20 protein-coding genes are annotated in these 18,156 nt (G+C 65.4%); 3 read left to right on the top strand and 17 right to left on the bottom strand.

Features of this window, described 5'->3' with window-relative positions; translation table 11 throughout:
- Positions 1 to 3 precede the first annotated feature (3 nt).
- Positions 4 to 774, bottom strand: coding sequence for a response regulator transcription factor (locus OIU93_RS18420; protein WP_264271519.1), 771 nt, complete (start codon positions 772 to 774; stop codon positions 4 to 6).
- A 330-nt stretch (positions 775 to 1,104) separates the two neighbouring features.
- Between OIU93_RS18420 and OIU93_RS18425 the strand changes: the two genes are divergently transcribed.
- Together OIU93_RS18425 and OIU93_RS18430 are read left to right on the top strand one after the other, a co-directional pair.
- Positions 1,105 to 1,410, top strand: a complete 306-nt coding sequence (locus OIU93_RS18425; RefSeq protein ID WP_264271520.1) for a hypothetical protein — start codon at positions 1,105 to 1,107, stop codon at positions 1,408 to 1,410.
- Positions 1,403 to 1,630 (top strand): hypothetical protein, encoded by a 228-nt coding sequence (locus OIU93_RS18430; RefSeq protein WP_264271521.1) that lies wholly within the window; start codon positions 1,403 to 1,405, stop codon positions 1,628 to 1,630. Before OIU93_RS18425 ends, OIU93_RS18430 begins: the two co-directional genes overlap by 8 nt.
- A 147-nt stretch (positions 1,631 to 1,777) precedes the next feature.
- Here OIU93_RS18430 and OIU93_RS18435 read toward each other — a convergent pair whose 3' ends face one another.
- From OIU93_RS18435 to OIU93_RS18475, 9 genes are all read right to left on the bottom strand, one after another.
- Positions 1,778 to 2,893, bottom strand: coding sequence for a hypothetical protein (locus OIU93_RS18435; protein ID WP_264271522.1), 1,116 nt, complete (start codon positions 2,891 to 2,893; stop codon positions 1,778 to 1,780).
- On the bottom strand, positions 2,877 to 4,931 hold the full coding sequence (locus OIU93_RS18440; protein WP_264271523.1) for a flagellar biosynthesis protein FlhA: 2,055 nt from the start codon (positions 4,929 to 4,931) through the stop codon (positions 2,877 to 2,879). The genes OIU93_RS18435 and OIU93_RS18440 overlap by 17 nt, the downstream gene beginning before the upstream one ends.
- 91 nt (positions 4,932 to 5,022) lie before the next feature.
- Positions 5,023 to 6,147 carry a flagellar biosynthesis protein FlhB gene (locus OIU93_RS18445; protein WP_264271524.1) on the bottom strand — a complete coding sequence of 375 codons (1,125 nt, stop codon included), beginning with the start codon at positions 6,145 to 6,147 and terminating at the stop codon, positions 5,023 to 5,025.
- Positions 6,144 to 6,908: a flagellar biosynthetic protein FliR gene (locus OIU93_RS18450; protein ID WP_264271525.1), complete on the bottom strand. Its 765-nt coding sequence runs from the start codon at positions 6,906 to 6,908 to the stop codon at positions 6,144 to 6,146. Before OIU93_RS18450 ends, OIU93_RS18445 begins: the two co-directional genes overlap by 4 nt.
- A gap of 2 nt (positions 6,909 to 6,910) precedes the next feature.
- The gene (fliQ, locus tag OIU93_RS18455; protein WP_264271526.1) at positions 6,911 to 7,186 is read right to left on the bottom strand and encodes a flagellar biosynthesis protein FliQ; all 276 of its coding nucleotides are present in this window, start codon (positions 7,184 to 7,186) and stop codon (positions 6,911 to 6,913) included.
- Positions 7,186 to 8,007 carry a flagellar type III secretion system pore protein FliP gene (fliP, locus tag OIU93_RS18460; RefSeq protein WP_264271527.1) on the bottom strand — a complete coding sequence of 274 codons (822 nt, stop codon included), beginning with the start codon at positions 8,005 to 8,007 and terminating at the stop codon, positions 7,186 to 7,188. Before fliP ends, fliQ begins: the two co-directional genes overlap by 1 nt.
- A complete protein-coding gene (fliO, locus tag OIU93_RS18465; protein WP_264271528.1) occupies positions 8,004 to 8,489 on the bottom strand; it encodes a flagellar biosynthetic protein FliO in 486 nt (161 codons plus the stop codon). The genes fliP and fliO overlap by 4 nt, the downstream gene beginning before the upstream one ends.
- A gap of 29 nt (positions 8,490 to 8,518) precedes the next feature.
- Positions 8,519 to 9,265 (bottom strand): flagellar motor switch protein FliN, encoded by a 747-nt coding sequence (gene fliN / locus OIU93_RS18470; protein ID WP_264271529.1) that lies wholly within the window; start codon positions 9,263 to 9,265, stop codon positions 8,519 to 8,521.
- Entirely contained in the window at positions 9,262 to 10,176 is a 915-nt protein-coding gene (locus OIU93_RS18475) for a flagellar motor switch protein FliM (protein ID WP_264271560.1), read from the bottom strand. The genes fliN and OIU93_RS18475 overlap by 4 nt, the downstream gene beginning before the upstream one ends.
- Before the next feature lie 437 nt (positions 10,177 to 10,613).
- On the opposite strand from OIU93_RS18475, the gene OIU93_RS18480 reads away from it, so the two are divergent.
- Complete coding sequence (locus OIU93_RS18480; protein WP_217389489.1) at positions 10,614 to 10,838, top strand: hypothetical protein; 225 nt, start codon at positions 10,614 to 10,616, stop codon at positions 10,836 to 10,838.
- Positions 10,839 to 12,360: 1,522 nt separating this feature from the next.
- Here the strand turns inward: OIU93_RS18480 and OIU93_RS18485 are convergent.
- The 7 genes from OIU93_RS18485 to OIU93_RS18515 all read right to left on the bottom strand — a co-directional run bounded on the left by OIU93_RS18485 (position 12,361) and on the right by OIU93_RS18515 (position 17,304).
- Positions 12,361 to 13,194, bottom strand: coding sequence for a flagellar motor protein MotB (locus tag OIU93_RS18485; RefSeq protein ID WP_264271530.1), 834 nt, complete (start codon positions 13,192 to 13,194; stop codon positions 12,361 to 12,363).
- Positions 13,191 to 14,003, bottom strand: a complete 813-nt coding sequence (locus tag OIU93_RS18490; RefSeq protein WP_264271531.1) for a motility protein A — start codon at positions 14,001 to 14,003, stop codon at positions 13,191 to 13,193. Before OIU93_RS18490 ends, OIU93_RS18485 begins: the two co-directional genes overlap by 4 nt.
- A gap of 15 nt (positions 14,004 to 14,018) precedes the next feature.
- Positions 14,019 to 14,255, bottom strand: coding sequence for a flagellar FlbD family protein (locus tag OIU93_RS18495; protein ID WP_264271532.1), 237 nt, complete (start codon positions 14,253 to 14,255; stop codon positions 14,019 to 14,021).
- A 112-nt stretch (positions 14,256 to 14,367) separates the two neighbouring features.
- Positions 14,368 to 14,817 carry a cell wall-binding repeat-containing protein gene (locus OIU93_RS18500; protein ID WP_264271533.1) on the bottom strand — a complete coding sequence of 150 codons (450 nt, stop codon included), beginning with the start codon at positions 14,815 to 14,817 and terminating at the stop codon, positions 14,368 to 14,370.
- Between the two features lie 172 nt (positions 14,818 to 14,989).
- A complete protein-coding gene (locus tag OIU93_RS18505) occupies positions 14,990 to 16,162 on the bottom strand; it encodes a flagellar hook protein FlgE (RefSeq protein ID WP_264271534.1) in 1,173 nt (390 codons plus the stop codon).
- Between the two features lie 60 nt (positions 16,163 to 16,222).
- Positions 16,223 to 16,729: a flagellar hook assembly protein FlgD gene (locus tag OIU93_RS18510; protein WP_264271535.1), complete on the bottom strand. Its 507-nt coding sequence runs from the start codon at positions 16,727 to 16,729 to the stop codon at positions 16,223 to 16,225.
- 14 nt (positions 16,730 to 16,743) lie between these two features.
- The gene (locus OIU93_RS18515; RefSeq protein WP_264271536.1) at positions 16,744 to 17,304 is read right to left on the bottom strand and encodes a flagellar hook-length control protein FliK; all 561 of its coding nucleotides are present in this window, start codon (positions 17,302 to 17,304) and stop codon (positions 16,744 to 16,746) included.
- Between the last annotated feature and the right edge of the window lie 852 nt (positions 17,305 to 18,156).

Below are 18,156 nucleotides of genomic sequence, written 5' to 3' on the forward strand. Positions count from 1 at the left end.
GAATCATTCCTCGTCCGGATGGGGTGCCGCCAGGCGGTATCCCACTCCGCGCACCGTCAAGAGCCATGGCTGGTGGCGGGCGTTCCCGCCGAGTTTTCGGCGCAGGTTCCCAATATGCACCTCGATGGCGCGTTCATCGACATCGCTGACGTATCCGCGTCCGCCCCCGCGTGGCGTCTCACCGCGAACCACCTGGACCAAATCGGATTTCGTCCGAACCGTGCCGACGTTTCTCATGAGGTCCTGCAGCAGGTCGAACTCGCTTCTGGTCAGTGATAGCTCTGCGTCGGACAGTCGTGCCGTCCGCGCTTCGCTGTCCAGGACCAGCGCACCGTGGTGAAGTGTTGAACGCTTCCTCAGCGGGGTATGCGCCGCCGGACTTTGTGTCTCGGACTCCTGGGTGCCGGCACGCGGACGTCGCAGCATCGCCGCCACGCGGGCACGTAGTTCCCGGGGACGAAACGGCTTCGTCACGTAATCATCGGCCCCGGCCTGCAACGCGGTCAGTGTGTCCGCTTCATCGTCCCTGCCCGTCAACATGATGACATAGCAGTCGCTGGCCTGGCGGATGCGGCGGAGCACTTCATGGCCGTCGATGTCCGGCAGGCCAATATCCAGAGTCACGACGACGGGGTTTTGTTCCCGGACCAGTGCAACGCCTTCGAGCCCCGTCGCCGCCGCCCTCACCTCGAACCCGGATTGTTGCAGCACCGCCACCAAGAGGTTTCGCAAATCGGCATCATCCTCAATGACCACGACGGTCCCTTGATCCATGGTCCGCTTCCTTTGCCCTAGGTGGATGCTGAATACGAAATACACCTCCCCACGGGCTACCCCTAAACAATTACCAGCCGTTCTGTGAAACTACAAGTGAAATGCGTGGTTGGCGGTCACGGCGATCCCCGGGCAATAGGGATTCGCGCCGAATCCCGCGTTCCCGCCGGCACGGTTGATCGACCGTGCCGACGGGCATGGCGCACCGATGGCCCGCCGACCGTCAAAAGCCTATGCACCCCTGGGGCCGCGGTTCTAGACTGGCCGGACGAAGGCGGTGGGCCGGGGCGTGTGATGTCCGGCCCGACGCCCCCAACTGGAGGAGAACGCATGACGAACGTGAACCCCGAAAACGCCGAGGACGGAACTTCCGGCCTGGATGACGTCATTGATCCGGAAGGCTCTGCCTTGCCGCCATCGTCCCGGCGCGGCCATGCCAAGGTCCCGGAAGGCCTGGATGACGATGACTTCGCGGCAGCCGAGCAGCAAGAGCGGGTGGCAGCCGGGCTGGAGGACTACAACCCGGCAGATGTGCCCCCGGCCGCCGACCCGGTCCCCGCCGGTTCCTCGGAGGAAGCCGAACGCGCCCAACGCGGACTGAACGACACGAGTGAAAAGGAGAATCCACATGGCTGAACGTGGAAGCGATAAGCACAGTGCGGAGCTCGACGAGCAGATGAAACAGGAAGCCGAGGGTGGCCTTAAGGGCGTCAAGCCCAGCCACCGGGAAGAGTTCCGCCAGAGCGAACCCTTCACCGACGAGACCGATCCGGCTCAAGTACAGGAGGCCACGGAGCGCGACGACCTCGCCTCGGACTCCCCCACGTCGCGCAACTCCGAATCCGGGGATGACTAAGACGGCAGGTCAATAAAATGACAGGCCAATAAAATCGAGTATGGAACGTCGGCGGGTCCCCGGGATTCTTGTGTCCCGGGGACCCGCCACGTCCAAGGCCAGGGAGCCTGGACGCTTCGACTGCCGGACCGAGAGTGCAGACGGTGCCTACGTGCCGGCGCCCCTGGCCTCAAGCACCGGGAACCCCAACTCCCAGACCGTTTCCGGGGACAGGGTCTCCTCCGCGTGCAGGGAGACCACCGCGTAGATCCCGCAGGCCTTGGCGACGGCCTTGACCCAGGCGGCGCTGTCCTCGGCCTTGCGCCCGGCATCCACCGCCACCCAGAGCTGGTCGGGCGCCAGCACCTCCAGCAGCTGCACTTGCTTTGGCAAGGCCAGCAGCGGATTGATGGCAACGGAAACCAGCAGCGGGACGCCGTCGGCCACGGCGTTGGCGCGCGCCCGCAGGATGCCGCGCCGGTCAAGGATCGGCCTGCGGGCCAAGGCCTGCGTATCGAACTTCTGGGCCAGCTCCCCCGCGTTGCGCCGCAGCGCTGTGCCCTCGTCGAGTTCGCCGGCTGCCATCCCGGCATCCCCCCAGAGTCCGATGACCACGACCAGGTCCCCGGGGCCGGCCAGCGGCGAGGGAACGATCTCGGGACCCGGCCCCGCAGCTTGCGCAGCCGGATTCCCCGGCGCACCGGACGGGTGCGTTGGTCCGCCTGCGGCGCGGGCGCCGGTTGCAGGTTCCAGGGCGAAGGCCTGGCTGTCCAACAGGCGGTCGAAGTCGGGGCGGCCGGGCAGCGGCGTCAGTCTGCCTTGGTCGGCGAACACGGGCAACTGAGGCGCCAGGCGCAGCTCGGCCTCATCCGCCCGCACCAGCAACCCGTCGATGCCGCCGGCCACGGCCGGGGAATCGGGCGTCAAGGCGGGGGCAGTGAGAGAACGTGGTGCCGGGGACGTGGGATTTCCGGCTACCTGTTCCGCAATGGGCGGAGAGGAAATAGCTGCTTTCGACAACCCGGGCTTCGATGGACGAGGTTTGGAGGCTGGCTCCAGGGCGCGCTGTGGCGCCGGTTCGTCCCCGGGCTCCAGTACGTGCCCGTCGGGTGCGTGTTCGTCCGGCACCTCGATGATGGCCTCGAGGTGCGACTTGGCCAGGAACCCGCCGATGCCGCCGACGGTGACCCGCTCGGCGGAGACGATGCGGGCATGGGGTCCGTATTCGGCCATGGCCTGCTCGTGGATGTCGGGCAGGCTGGCACCCTCAAGCCGAAATCGCATCGGCACCGCGCACCACCCCCACGGTCTCGATCTCTGCCCCGCCGGCGGTGGCCTCCTGGTAGGAGAGCACCGGAATGGAACCGGGGGCGGCGCCCAGCAGGCGGCGCACCGCCGGGCGCAGCGCCGGGGCGCAGACCAGCACCGCGGAGAGCCCGCGGGTTTCCAGCTCCCCGGCGATCTGCTTGACCGAGGCCAGCACCGCCTCCAACCGGGCCGCATCCAGCATGATCTGGCTTCCTGCCTCCGAGGGGCGCAACCCCTCGAGCATGCCTTGTTCCAGGACGGGATCGATCATGACCACGCGCAGCGTGTTCGACTCCAGGTAGCCGGCGGCGATGGCCGGGCCCAGTGCCGTGCGGGCCGCCTCGATGAGGCCTTCGGGGTCGGTGCTGGCCTTGGCGCGCAGGGCCAGGGCCTCGTAAATGCGTCCCAGGTCGTTGATGGGCACGGACTCGATCAGCAGGCCCTGCAGCACGCGCTGGACCTCGGCCAGGGACAGCGGGGAAGGCACCAGTTCCTCCACGGCCGAGGGGTTTGTTTCGCGCACCGCGTCGGTGAGCACCCGCACGTCCTCGCGGGTCAGCAGCCGTGCAGCCTGCGCCTGGACAATCGAGGATAGGTGGGTGACGATCACCGAGACCCGATCGATGGTGGTGGCCCCGGCCATCTCCGCATTGTGCCGCAGTTCGGCGGGCACCCACTTGCCGGCCAACCCGAAGACCGGCTCCACGACCGAGGCCCCGGGCAGCGAATCCAGATGCTCGCCCAGGGCCAGCACCTTCCCGCGCGGCGCGGTGCCGCGCCCGGCCTCCACCCCGGCGATCCGGATGGTGTAGGTGGCGGGGGGCAGGTCCACCGAATCGCGGGTGCGCACCGGCGGCAGCACAATGCCCATCTCCATGGCCACGCGGCGGCGCAGGGCGCGGACCCGGGCCAGCAGGTCGTCCCCTCCCCCGTTGACCACGTCCACCAGGTCCGGGGCCAGCTGGATCTCCAGGGCGTGCACCCGCATCTTCTCGATCAGGTCCTCGGTGGTTTCGGTCGGGACCACGGCGGCCTCGTTTTGCCGCGCCACTTCCGCCAGGGATTCGGACTTGGCCAGGTTGGACTTGATGCGCTGGGCGGTGAGGATCAGCAGGGCGCCGATGAGGATGAAGGGAAGCTTCGGCATCCCGGGCACCAGGGCCAGGGCGATGGCCGCGGAGCCAGAAATCAGCAGCGCGGTGCGCGACTGGGCCAGCTGCCTCGAGGCGGTGGAGCCCATGTCGGCCGAGGCGTTGGAGCGGGTCACGATCATGCCGGTGGACACGGCCATGAGCAGCGCGGGGATCTGCGTGGCCAGGCCGTCGCCGATGGTCAGCAGCGCGTAGGTGTTAAGCGCCTCGCCGATGCCCATGCCGCGCTGCAACATGCCGATGGCGATGCCGCCGACGAGGTTGATGATGATGATGATCAGCCCGGCGATCGCATCGCCCTTGACGAACTTGGAGGCACCATCCATGGCGCCGTAGAAGTCGGCCTCCGCGGCGACCTCGGCGCGGCGCTCGCGCGCCTGGGAGTCGGTGATCAGCCCGGCGTTCAAATCCGCGTCAATGGCCATTTGCTTGCCGGGCATGGCGTCAAGGGTGAAGCGGGCCCCGACCTCGGCAACGCGCTCGGCACCCTTGGTGACCACGACGAACTGGATGACGATCAGGATCAGGAAGATCACGCAGCCGATGATCAGCGAACCGCCCACCGCGATGGAGCCGAAGGCGGCAATGACTTCCCCGGCGTACCCGTTGCCCAACACCAGACGGGTGGAGGCGACGTTCAGGCCCAGGCGCAACAGCGTGGCGACCAGCAGCAACGAGGGGAAGACCGAGAAGTCCAGCGGACGCTTGACGAACATGGTGGTCAGCAGGATCACCAGGGCCAGCAGGATGGACACGGCGATCAGCACGTCCAGCAATGCGGCCGGGACCGGGACCACCAGCAGCATGATGATGCCCACCACGCCCAGCGGCACGGCGATCTTGGAGAGTGAAGCAAATTTCATTGAGGTCTTGCTCCTTGGGACTGGGCGGTTGGCCTGCGATTGGTGGTGGCCGGGGATGAATTCTTGGAAAGGCGGAAGGGGCCGGGCGTCATCAGGTGCCGGCCCTTCGTCCGGGGCCGGGGTTGGCGCTCGCTGTCGCCGCCACCGGCACGGTGTGGACGCCGGCGGCGTTGCCGCGGGCCTTGAGCGCCATGACGAAGGCCAGCACACGCGCCACGTCATTGTAGGAATCGGCGGGGATCTCGTCCCCGATCTCGCACACCTCGTGCAGGGAACGCGCCAACGGAATGTCGCGCACCATGGGCACTGACTTCTCGGCAGCTTCCTCGCGGATGCGTGTGGCGATGTTGCCCGCGCCCTTGGCCACGAGGCGAGGTGCTGACTTGCCCGGTTCGTAGCGCAACGCAACGGCGACGTGGGTAGGGTTCACGACCACCACGTCGGCGTCGGCGATGGCCGCGATCATGCGGTTGCGGCTCATGGCCATCTGCCGGGACCTTCGCTGGGACTTGATCAACGGGTCCCCGTCGGTGCGCTTGTTCTCATCGGTGACTTCCTTGCGTGTCATCCGGGTGTGCTTGCGGTTCCGGCGCATGACCACCAGCACGTCGATGGCCGCCAGCACCAGCCCGGCGATGACCGAGGCGCGGATCAGCGAGGAGGCGCCGTCCGATCCGGCGGCCAGCAGCGAGGACAGCGACAGGGAGCCCGATTGCAGGAGCAGCGGCATGAGGGAGGCGACGACGAACCAGAGCACCAGGCCAATGACGGCGACCTTCAGCAGGGCCTTGAGTCCCTGCCAGAGCGCCTGGAGCCCGAAGACCCGCTGGACGCCGGTGACCAAGTTCAGGTTGGCGGGATCCAGCTTGAACTTCTTGAAATTGATCCCGCCCTGCAGCGCGGCAATGACCACCACGACCACCAGCACCACCACGAAGAGCGGCAGCAGCGTGCCGGATAGCGAACCCAGCCCGGTGCCCAGCGCGTCGACGGCGGCCTCGGGGTCGGGGGCGGCAATGATGCCGCGCACCGCCTCCAGCTGGGCACGGCCCGCCGTCTCGGCGGCCACGAGCACCCCGGGCAGCATCAGGGCAGCTGCCCCAATGCCCAGCCACGCGGCAAGGTCCTGCGAGCGAGTCATCTTGCCCTTCTCGCGCACCTCCTTCATGCGCTGGGCGGTGGCCTTTTCGCTGCGCTCCCCCGAATCCTGGCTCACGCTCCGCCCACCCCCGAAAGCAGGGACAGGGCTGCCCGCACCAGCGAGGAGACCAGTGCGGGCAGCACCACGAACACGGTGCCGACCAGCGCGAGGGTCAGCATGATCTTCAGCGGGAAGCCCATGGCGAAGGCGTTCAGTGCCGGGGCGGCGCGCGTCAGCAGGCCCAGGCCGATGTCGGCCAGCACCAGCACCACCAGCAGCGGGCCGGAGATCTGCACGGCCGCCACGAACATCTCCCCCACCGCGCCGACCAGGGATTCGGCCACGTAGGGCAACCCGATGCCTCCGCCCAGCGGGATGACGGCAAAGGAGCGGAAGAGTCCGGCGAGCACCAGCTGGTAACCATCGGAGGCCACCAGCAGGGCCAGTGCCGCGAAGTGGAAGAAGCGGGTGAACTGGGCGCCGTTGATCATGGACTGTGGGTCGAAGCCCTGGGCCATGGCGAAGCCGCCGAAGAGATCGATGAGGCTGCCGGCGGACTGGATGGCGGAAAACACGACCATGACCATGAAGCCCATTGCAGCCCCTGCCACCAGTTCGGCAACGATGGCGCCCAGGAACGGGCCGGTGTCCAGGGATTCGTAGCCGGCGCCCAGTCGCGGGGTGACGGCCAGGGCCAGCCCGATGCCGAGCATGCCCTTGATCCGCAGCGGGATGGCGTTGTGCGAGAACGGCGGGGCGATGACCAGGAACGCGGTGACGCGCACCGCGGCGAGCATCATGACCTCCAGCCAGGCCAGCGGCACGGTGGCCAGCATGTTTAGCCGCCTCCCAGCAGGGCCGGGATCTTCTCGAAGAGCTCGTGGGTGAAGAGCACCATTTCGGAGATCATCCAGTGCCCGCAGACCAGCAGTGCGATGGCGACGGCGGCGGCCTTGGGGACGAAGGAGAGGGTGATTTCCTGGATTTGCGTCATTGACTGGAACAGGGAGATGGCGAAGCCCACCACCAGCGAGGTGATGAGCACCGGGGCGGAAAGCTTTGCGGCCACCAGCAGCCCGGAGAAGCCGATGTCCAAGACGGCGTTGGGATCCATTAGCCACCACCGATCCGGTAGGAACCGATGAGCGCTGTGATGACCAGGCCCCAGCCGTCCACCAGGACGAAGAGCAGGATCTTGAAGGGAAGGGAGATCATCACCGGCGGGAGCATCATCATGCCCATGGACATCAGCGCCGAGGAGACCACCAGGTCGATGACCAGGAAGGGCACGAAGATCACAAAACCGATGATGAAGGCTGCGCGCAGCTCGGAGATCATGAAGGCGGGGATCAGCGTGGTCAGCGGGACGTCGGCGGGCGTGGCGGGGTTGGGCATTTCCGCGGCCCGGGTCATCAACGCGATGTCGGCCTCGCGGGTGTGCGCCAGCATGAATTCGCGCAGCGGCACCACGCCGACCTCGAGGGCCTGGGTGAGGTCGATGGACCCGTCCAGGTAGGGCTGCACGCCTGTCTCGTTCATGGCGGTGAGAACCGGGGCCATGATGAACAGGGAGAGGAAGAGCGCCAGGCCGGCCAGCACCTGGTTGGGCGGGATGGTGGGCAGCGCCAGGGCATTGCGGGTGAAGGCCAGGACCACGAAGATCTTGGTGAACGAGCTCATCATCAGCAGCAGGGCCGGGGCCACCGAAAGCATGGTGATGGCAATGAGGGTGACGATGGCGGAGCTGGGGGTGCCGTTGGGTCCATTGATTTCAACGGACAGCCCGCCGTTGTCCCCCGGGTCCCCGGGTTCAACGGGCGCGGCAAGGGCGGCGGAGGCACTGATCCAGGAAAGGGCAAGCAGCAGAGCCAGCAGCAACCCGGCCAGCACTGCCATCCGGGCGCGGGAGGGCAGGGAAGTGCGAAGCGATCTCATGCGCCGCGGCCAGACCGGACGGCGGCAACGGCCCGGCGCCAGGTGTCAGGCGACAGGATCGATCCGGCAAGCGCTCCCGAAGGCGTGGATGAAAGCACAGCCGGCGTACCTTGGTCATTCACAGCCGGCCCGTTCGTGCCGGAATCATTGGCCGGCATGCTGCCCTGCCGCATGGAATTCAGGCTCGCTGCGAAGGCGCGCGAGCGCTCGGCCATGGTGGGCTGAGCGCCGACCTGTTCCAGGGCATCTGTTTCCACTGCCTCGGGGGCTTCGAAGGAATCGAGCACGCTGATCGAGGACTCGGCCACGCCCAGCAGGTAGCGCCGGCCTTGGACGTCAAGCAGCACCACGGAGGACTTCGGGCCCAGGCCCTGGCGCTCGACCACGGAAAGCTGCGAGGCACGCGGGGAACCAAAGCGCGTCAGCACGCGCTTGCGCAGGTAAAACAACAATCCGAAGACCGCCGCGAGCGAGACAATCACCCGCAATACCAAGAAGAAACTTTCCAAAACTACGCCAGGCCCTCGTTCACATCAAGGATCTGGGTGATGCGCACCCCGTAGTCCTGATCCATGACCACGACCTCACCCAGTGCGATGAGCCTGCCGTTGAGCAGGATGTCCGCAGGCGCGCCGGCGGAGCGGTCGAGCTCCACTACGGCACCGGGTTCCAGGCCCAGCACATCGCGCACCGACATGCGGGTGCGCCCGATTTCCACGGTCAAGGCCATTTCAACGTTGTTGATGCGTCCCAGTCGGCTGGCCACGTCCTCGCGTCCGTCGAGGGCGGATCCTGCGGGCAGCTGGTTGGGCTCGTTGTTGCGGATGCGGATGGCAAAGAAGCCGATTTCCTTCCCGGCGCTGTGAAGTTCAAAGCACACGGTCTCCGCGTCCCCGAGCATCGCATCTGCGTGCACCGCCGAATCGGTGGAGAGCACGCCGGCTCCCAGCACGCCGGTGGCGGCTTCGAGGGCAGGCCGCAGGATGTCGGCGGCGGACACCAGCGAGCCGGGTCCGCCCGGGGCACCTCCCAGCATCGGGGCGGCCACCGAGAGCAGCACGTCGGCGGAGTGCTGGCCGACGAAGCTGGCGGCCACCAGTTCGCCGGACCCTTGGAGCATGGAGGCGTCGCGTGTGCCGGAGTGCAGCACCGCGGTGACCGGCGAGGTGGTGGGCAGCATGCCGGCAAGTGCTTCCGCGGCAGCCGAATACAGCGCCGTCGAGTGCAGGACCGGGATGGATGTTGGTTCGGGGCTCAAGAGAGGCTCTCCTCGGTAGAAACGACGACGGCGGCGATCCGGCCGCTGCGGGTGCCGGCTGCGGCGGTGCCCAGGCGGCGCCCGTCAACAGACAGCTCAAAGGGGCGGTGGACGGGGTGCGGCAGCGGCAGCACATCTCCCACGGCAAGGTTCAGGATGGTGCCGGGGGTGACGAAGCTGGGACCCAGGGCCAGTGCCACGTCCACCGGGACCCCGGCGATGGCCTCGGTGAGCAGTTCGGCTGCGTTCTCAACTGGCGTGCGAGGATTGGTTTCGCCCAGTTGCGGCAGGAGCATGTCCGCGGGCACCGCGACCGACGCCAGCGTGGTGCGCTCGCCCACGCGCACGCGCAGCCAGGCGGCGATGACGATCTCCGACTTGGTGGCTGCCTGCGCGAACTGCGAGTTGTGGTGGATTCCGACCACTGCGAGCTGGCGCTGGAGCAGGGCACCGAGTGAGTAGTGCAGGTCCTCGAGCGCCTCGTCCATCAGGCCGCGCACCAGTGTCTGCTCGATCCGGGTGTACTTGCGTTCGGGAACCTCGGTAGCGATGGGACTGCCGAGCATGTGCGAGACCCAGTTCAGCGCGTCCGCGGCGGGGAACTGGATGACGGCGCGCGCTCCGTGCCCCTCGGCCTCGCAAAGGACCATGGTGGTGGCCGGCGGCAGGCCGGCGACGTAGTCGTCGTAGGACTGCATCTGGACCGATTCGAGGGTTACCTGTGACATGACCCGGATCTTGGCCGTCAGCTGGGTGCCCCATTGGCGGGCAAAGGTCTCGAAGGCCAGCTCGAGCACGCGCGCGTGCTCGCGGGCCAGTGTGGTCGGGCGGCGAAAGTCATAGACAACGGCGGCGGCCGGGTCGGGGGGTGTTGGATTGGGCGCACCCGCATCGGGGCGTCCCGCAGGCATGAGCGTCACTGGCACCACTATCGGCAGGCGATGGCCGATCGGTAAGCCGCTTGAGGCAAATATCCGTCCAGAAATTCCCTGCAAACGTCAGTAGTCGACTGACTAGGTAGTTTGCGTGAACTGACCGCTGATCGGCTCAGGCTGGTTGTCAGCGCCCCCTTCACGCCCACGTTTGCAGAACCGCGGTCCAACCATTTCCATGAAGTCGGGTGTCGAAACAACGGACTCGGGATCTCTGTTGACTGCGCAGTATCCGGCCTTCTGGCCGCGGGGATGTCATCGAACACCGCGTCACCGCCTTGGATTCGCGCATGGCTGCCTTTCGGTCGAAGTAGGGTCGTTTGCCATGGATGAAGTGGAGCCGTAGTGGGCAGAGAGTCTAAGCTCGACAGTGTTCACGTAGCGGATTCCAGCGCATCGAAGAGGAGAGGTCCAAAGTGACCAACATTTACGAGGGATTTATCGTCCAAGAAACTACCCCGCAGGCGTTCGCCCTCGTGGAGTCCTGGAACTCACGCGTGGCGGATCTCAAGAATCTTCCTGAAGTCGATCTGGCTGAGGCCGTCAATGAACTCAAGGATCACCACCTCGAGATGATTCGGGCACTGGGCCGTATCGAGCAGGCTGTCAACACGAACGCAGGCAAGGTCATAACGGCCTAGCCGTGGGGAAAGGCCGCACCAATCGGCCCCGCCCATATGACTCACTGCTGAGAGATCCAGTGCAGACTGCTTCCCATGTCACGAGTAGTGAGCGTGCCTGCAGAATTGTGTCACTTTGTCTGCTCGACAACCAGCACACCCTTGCCGGCAGATAGTCGGATTCGCGAGCTTGGCAAAGCCCGCCGGGGGTTGCGACGAACTGAGCGAGTTAACAGGAACGGCAGATAGCTTGGACTGTGGGTCCTGTACGGGAATCACTTTTCAAAGACTTGGAGGCTGATCATGAGTAAGCGTCGTTACTACAGCCAAGGTCCACGCATTCCGCTTCTGTGGCAGAACATTGGTTTGGGGATTTTGGTTCTAGCGGTTATTGGGATTGCTGCTTACCTGATCGTTCGGTGACTGCAAGTCCAAACAGATTTTTCACCATGGATTGAGCAGCGATCGAGGATTGAACAATCGCGGAGGATAGTGCATTGGAACCCACCTATCCTGCAGGACGAATTCCTCCCCGGTGGCAGTCAATGTGTCGCCGGTCTTGCGGACATGCGACCCCGCTGGACCGCGCTGGACCGCGCCGCGAGTGCACAATCCCGGCAGATAGGTGACGTGGCTGGGCTCACGCCAAGGGTTCTGATGGACCATATGTCGCTACGTGGCCTGCACAGGGTGAACCGCGGGGTGAAAGCCACTTGAATGGCAATCCGGTGTACCACAGCTCACATACTGTTGGAGTTTCAATCAACATCTTGTGGGCAAATTATGGGAAATCGTCGCTATTACGATCAGGGGCCACGAATTCCGGTGTTATGGCAGAACATTGGCCTTGCGGCACTCATTGCCGTCGTAATCGGATTGGCCGCATACGCTTTCTCTTCGTGAGAGCGGCCCATTAATGTCTAACACGGACTGATCGCCCGCACCATCTGCACGGTTGTGGGGACAGTTCCTTCCGATCGGAACGCAACTGGTCGCCCGTATCCAAAAATGCACACTCGTAGGGCTGCCCCGCATGAAATATCCCTGAAGCTAGCTGTGCCCCACGCACTCCGGATCGGGGACGGAAATGACGCGAACGTCGCCAGCCCGGATACAGGTGCAAACCACTGCATGACCCCGCGCCCGGGCATATTCACCGCTGAGCTTCACGATACCGGTGGCCTGTGTCGCGGTTCTTCGCTCGGCCTGCGGTTCATCATCCAGATGGAAGACATGGATGAACATGGCTGCCAGAGTCGTTCGCCGGGGCATTCTGGAATGCGCTAGGACACGCTCTTCCATTAGACCTGAATGCACTTTGTTTCCACGGTGTCTCAGCATTGGCCACCAGCCACTTCCCCAAAAGTGATCTCAGAGCAGCCCCGCGCGAATTCCCCAAACGACGCGATTCCGCTCCCTTGGCATCACCCTACGACACCATGAGGGGAAGTAGAAGAGAGAAACGTGCCGGTGCAGGGTTCTTCCAAGGTCTTAACGCTCTGGAAGACTTCCGACCCGGCAATGTCGCGGGCAAGCCACGTGACTACGGGTTCTGCTTCAGCAGGCGTCGGACCGACTCGGGCTGGTTGGACAGCACCACAATGTCGACACGGCGGTTCAGCGACAGGTCCTTGTTGCCTGGGACCGGACGGGCGTCCCCGTAGCCGACCGAGGAAATCCGCGAGGCCTTCACGCCACCGTCCTCGACCAGCGAGCGCAGCACTCCGGTGGCTCGGGACGCGGAGAGCTCCCAATTGGTGGGGTACGGCTTGACGGGGCGGCGCTCGTCCGCGAAGCCCTCCACCTCGAAGTAGCGCTTCGTGGGGGCCAACACAGGGGCGATGGCGTCGATGATCTCGCGGGCATTGTCGGTGAGCTCCGCGCTATTGGGCACGAAGAAGGTTTCCGCACTGACCAAGCGCACGGTGAGGCCCCGGTTGTCGATGGAAAAATCTGCAGCGCCAGCGTGCCCGGAATCCTTCAGCCGCTTCTGGATGCGTTCCTTGAGCTCAATCAGTTCGGACTGTTCGTCCTGGGCCAGGGCCAACAGGGCTTCCTTGGTCTGCCCGTCGATCTGGCTGCTGGCCAGCAATCCCTCGGTGCCCACCAGCTCGGGCGGGACCACGACGCCCTCCGCGGTGTCCGCGGTAACGCTTTGTTCGGTGCCGAAGCCGGTGGCCAAGGAATTCTTCAGTTTCGTGTACTTGTCCTGGTCGACAGTGGACATCGCAAAAAGAACGATAAACAGGCACATCAGCACCGTGACCATGTCCATGTAGGAGGCCATCCAGCGCTCGTCCGGACCGTCGTGCCCGGACTCTGCCGGCTTGCGGCCCTTCCGGCCCCCGCGCCGGCTACTGCTGCGGCCGCCACTCACGCGGCTTCCTTGAAGTCATCAAGCATTGCCTTCTCCGTGACCTTCCCGGACTTCTTGCCCAGCGCGTGGGGCGGGACCATGGCCTGCAGTTTCTCTTCGAGCAGGATCGGCTGGCTTCCGCCTTGGATCGCCAACACGCCCTCCATGGCCAGGGTCATGCTGTCGACTTCGAGTTCCGAAAGACGGCGCAGCCGCGCACCGATGGGAAGCCAGATGAAGTTGGCCGAGACCAGTCCCCACAGCGTGGCTACGAATGCGGCGGCAATCATGTGCCCGAGTTCGTCGGGCTTGGAGAGGTTTTCCAGCACGTGGGTCAGCGAGACCACGGTACCGATAATGCCCACGGTGGGGGCATAGCCGCCCAGGGTGGAAAAATACTTGTGCGCAATCGCATCGGTGCGCTCGCGGGTGGAGATCTCATCCTCGAGCTGGTCCCGCAGCTCGTCCCCGTCCATCCCGTCGGCCATGGACTGAAGGGCCCGGCCCAGGAACGGGTCCTTGGTTTCCCTGGCCTCGGATTCGAGGGCCAGCAGGCCCTCCTTGCGTGCAAGGTCCGCCAGTTCAACCAGACGGGTGATCAGCTCCCCCACCGGGGCGATCTTGCCGCGGAAGGCAGAGGGCAGGGACTTGAAGGCAATGATCGTGTCACTGATGGTGCCGCTGGCGATGCCCACGGCGATGGTTCCGAGGAACACGATGATCATGGGGGCCGGAAGCAGAATCGACGAGACGTTGGCGCCCTCCATGAAAAGCATGGTGAACATGGCGCCGAAGGCCAGCAGAAGGCCAATGATTGTTGCTGGATCCACTTGGGGGCGTCCTCTTTATCGATGCGTCAGGGGCGGAACGGATGGTTGCGGCTGCTCATAGTTCCGCGCCAGCGAGACCACCCGGGCACGATGTCCCGCCACCAGGGCGATGATTTCCTCCATGGTCTCGGTGACCACGTACTTCGCGCCGTTGACCATGAACACAACGGTGTCGGGGTTTTCCTGGATCCGCTCGATGAGGTCGGCGTTGATCGCAAAGCGTGTGGCGTTAAGCCTGGTTACAACGATCATTGAAGCACCCCGTCCTTTCAGAGGAGCACTCTCGGCAGAAAGGGCGGCGCCGTTAGCCAACGGCGCCGCCCACCTACCCCCGGCTTACCGTTTACGGTCGGCCGGGATCTGATTATTTCGCTGCGGCGAGCTGCGCTTGGCCGAGCATGTCATTGCTGACAGCGGTCGTCCCGCCGAGCACCACGAGCTTGCCCGGGTTCAAGCGGGCGAGCTCACCTGCCACCGTGGTTGGAAGGGTGCCGGTGGCGGGCACCAGCAGGATGGGTCCGTCCGTGTACGGCGAAATGGACAGGGCGTCTACCATGCTGGCTGCGTTGGCCAGGTATACGGCGGCGACGCCCGGCTCGGCGTTGATCTGCGAGATGAGCACGGCGGTCTCGTACTTGTTCGCCCCGCCGATTCGCTCAACGGGAACCGCCGCCGGTTCGGGGCAGGCGCCAACGAGCCATCCGCCACCCGAATAGACCTGGCAGGTGCCGTCAGCGGCCAGAGCGGTTGTGGTGCCGATGATTCCGGCGGCGGTGAGGGCGAGTGCGGCAAGTCCTGCGGTGGTCTTTTTCATGGCGTAATCCTACTTTGTCGTAGATGAAGGTGACTCTTTGTGGCCGCCGTTGCCATGGAAGCAACCGTGGACTGATGTGCCGAACAACCCTGACCCGCGGGAGGCAGTCGCAGAAGCAGTTGGTGGATCGCGTGGGTGGCACCGTTTACCAACGGTGCCACCCCTATGCCTGCTAACGCTTGAGGTTGGCCAGTTCCTGGAGTACCTCGTCGCTGGTGGTGATGATGCGGGCGTTGGCCTGGAAGCCGCGCTGCGCAACGATCAGGTTGGTGAATTCCTGGGAGAGGTCAACGTTGGACATTTCCAGCATGCCGCCGGAGATGGTGCCCATGCCCGGGTCCCCCGGTACGCCGTATTCGATGGCGCCCGAGTTGGCGGTGACGGTGTAGCCCGATCCTCCGGTCTTCTGCAGGCCGCCGGGGTTGGCCACGGATCCAAGGGCAATCTGGGCAATGGCCTGCTGGGCGCCGTTGGAGAAGGTCCCGGTGAGCGTTCCGTCCGAGCCCAGCGTGTAGGACTCGAGGGTTCCGGCGGAGCGGCCGTTCTGCTCGGCGATCGACACGGTCTTGAGCCCTGCATAGCCGGTAACCGCGGACAGGTCCACGGCGATGCCGCCGAGGTTCATGGTCCCGCCGTTGAGGGTTCCGTCGCCGGCGAGGGCCAGCGTTGCGGTGCCGGTGGCTCCGGCGCCGTCGTTGCCCGCGACATTCCAGCCGTTGGCGGTGCGTGTGAAGGTCATGGTCATGGTGCGACTGGTGCCGTCCGCAGCGAAGATCTCCTTGTCCTGCACGATGGATTCTCCGGTGGCCGTTTCCTTGGGCAGGTTGCCGGAGAGCCCGGCGGTGCTGGTGCCGACACCCGGTGCGAGCAGGTCCCGCGGCAGGGCGACGTCGGTCAGGGCGCCGCCGGTGGCCAGCTGCCCGCCCTGGGCCATCCAGCCCTGCACGATGCCGCCGTCGGCGCTGGTCAGCCTGCCGTTGGCATCAAATTCGAAGGCACCGGAGCGGGTGAGCGAGGTGGCATTCCCCGAGCGCGTGGCGAAGAATCCTTCACCGGCGATCATCATGTCCGAGGAACGTCCGGTGCTCTGGGCGGATCCCTGGCCGAAGTTGGTCGAGATGCCCGCGACCTGCACGCCCAGACCGACCTGGGCGGGGTTGCGTCCGCCGGCGTTCTCGCCCGGGGTGGTGGCGCCCTGGGTCATTTGGGACAGGGTGTCCTGGAACTGGACGGAGGAAGACTTGAAGCCCGACGTGTTGACGTTGGCAATGTTGTTGCCGGTGGTGTCAAGCATGGTCTGGTGGGCGCGAAGACCGGAAATTCCTGAATACAGTGAACGAAGCATGGTGGATGTCTTTCTGCGTTGAAGGAAATTGGGTGGAACAAGAAAACTTGGGGCGGACGCCTAGGCGCCCAGGGCATCCGGTTCGGTGGTTTCAGGCACCGTGTCCCCGCCCTCGGACGAGGTATCCGGCGTCGTGTCCTGTTCCGGCTCGGGAACCGGCGCGGCGGGTGCCGCGATGCCGATGATCTGCGCGTAAGGGATCTGCTGCTCCCCCACCGTGACCACCGGGGCACCCTGCGCAAAGGACACCGCGGTGACCACCCCGGTGATCGGCGGTTCCCCGGCAGTGGTGATTTCCTGACCAATCAGCGAGGATGCCGCCAGGCGCTGCTGGATGTCCAACGAGGCTTCCTGGGTGGCGCTGAGGGTGTTCATGCGTTCCATGGAGGCCAGCTGGGTGGTCTGGGAAATCATCTGGTTGGTGTCCATGGGCGAGCTCGGGTCCTGGTTGGCCAGCTGGGTGACCAGCAGGTGCAGGAACACTTCTCCGTCCATGGCCTGTTTGGGGGCACGAACGGGCGCGGCTGTTGCCCCGAATTGCGTCGCTTCGATGGGTGGCACTGTCATGGGGGGTGTCCTTCCTAGGCCATCACGTCGAGATGGGCAGTGTCGTGCAGGGAAAGGGCGGTTTCCCGCCCCGGTGTTTCGGGTGCCGGTTCGCCGCGGGTGCGCATTCCCGGGGAAGGTGCGCCGGTGAAGGAACGTGCGTCCCCGCCGCCCGCGTTCTGGCTGCCGGTGTGGCCGCCAGGAGTGGAGGAGGAATCCGTCCCGGTCGACAGCATGATGGTTCCTGAGCCCGTGGCGGCCAGTTCACGGCGCAGTTCCGGCAGCATGGCACGCAACGCCTCGCGGCCGGCGTCCGTGGGGGCCGATAGCTCCATGCGGATGCCTTCACCGCCCAGGAGCGCCTTGACGGTGATGGGCCCCAACGCCTCGGGAGCGATGTTGACACTCAGTGTTCGTTCCCCGTTAGGCCCTGCAGCAAGGCTGGCGATGGGCCCGAGCAATTGCCGGTGCAGCGGGGCCGGTGTCTGGGTCCGCTGTAAGGGCATGTCCACGGCGGAGGACTCGAGCGGCTCCACTGCCGAGATGGCTGCATCGCTGGCGACGCCGGCCGACGCCGTCGCTCCAGTAGCAGCCATCCGGGCATCGCCCTGGCCGGCGACCGCTGGAATCGGCTGGGAGCCTGAGTTGAATACAGCCGGTATCTCTTGCGTTCCGGCCAGTGCCGTGGCGGCGTGGTCGGCCGGGGATTGTCCCCCAGTCTCCGGTTCAAGTTGCGCATCAGCCGAGGTGGAATTAGGTGTGGTGATCTGGCCTTGGGCTTCGGTGGCTGGCACCGCCACTTCGGGTTGGCGAGTGAGTGTTGCCGCCTCATTTGTGCCAGCACCAAATGCAATAGCGGTTCCGGTGGGTTCAGATTCACTTGACCCAGCGAGTGCTTGCGGTGAGGGTGTCACGGCAACTCCGGAATCGTCAACGGTGGCCCCGGGCGTGGGTGCCACAGGTAAGGACGCGCCGCCTTCCTTCAGCGGGAGAACCAACAAGGGCGCCACCGCCACGGGCAACTGCGTACCTTCCGGAGGAGCAACAGTTCCCGGTGTCGGGATGACCAGCCACGGCGCGACGGCAACAGGCAACGATGTCCCGTCAGAGCCAGCGGTCTGTTCAACGGAAACGGATTCGGTGACTGTACCGGATCCCGCGGGCAGCGCGGCAGGAGCCGACAGCGCCGGGTGCTGCGCCCGCTGGTTCATCACGGCCCCTGCATCCGCTGTTGAGGTATTCGATGTCCGTGCAGCAGGTGCGCCGGTTTCCGGGGACTGCGAGCCAACGAGGGATGCTTCCGGGGTGTCGATTGCCGGTTGCCCATTTTCTGGATTCGCCGGTTCGGCATCTGTTGCCCCCACGCCGGTTGCCACAGATGCACCCGAGTTACCGGATACAGGCGAGCCGGGAATCATGGAGGCAAAGACCTCGGCGAACTGACCGGA

It is taken from the genome of Paeniglutamicibacter sp. ZC-3, assembly GCF_025847175.2.
Lineage (GTDB): Bacteria > Actinomycetota > Actinomycetes > Actinomycetales > Micrococcaceae > Paeniglutamicibacter > Paeniglutamicibacter sulfureus.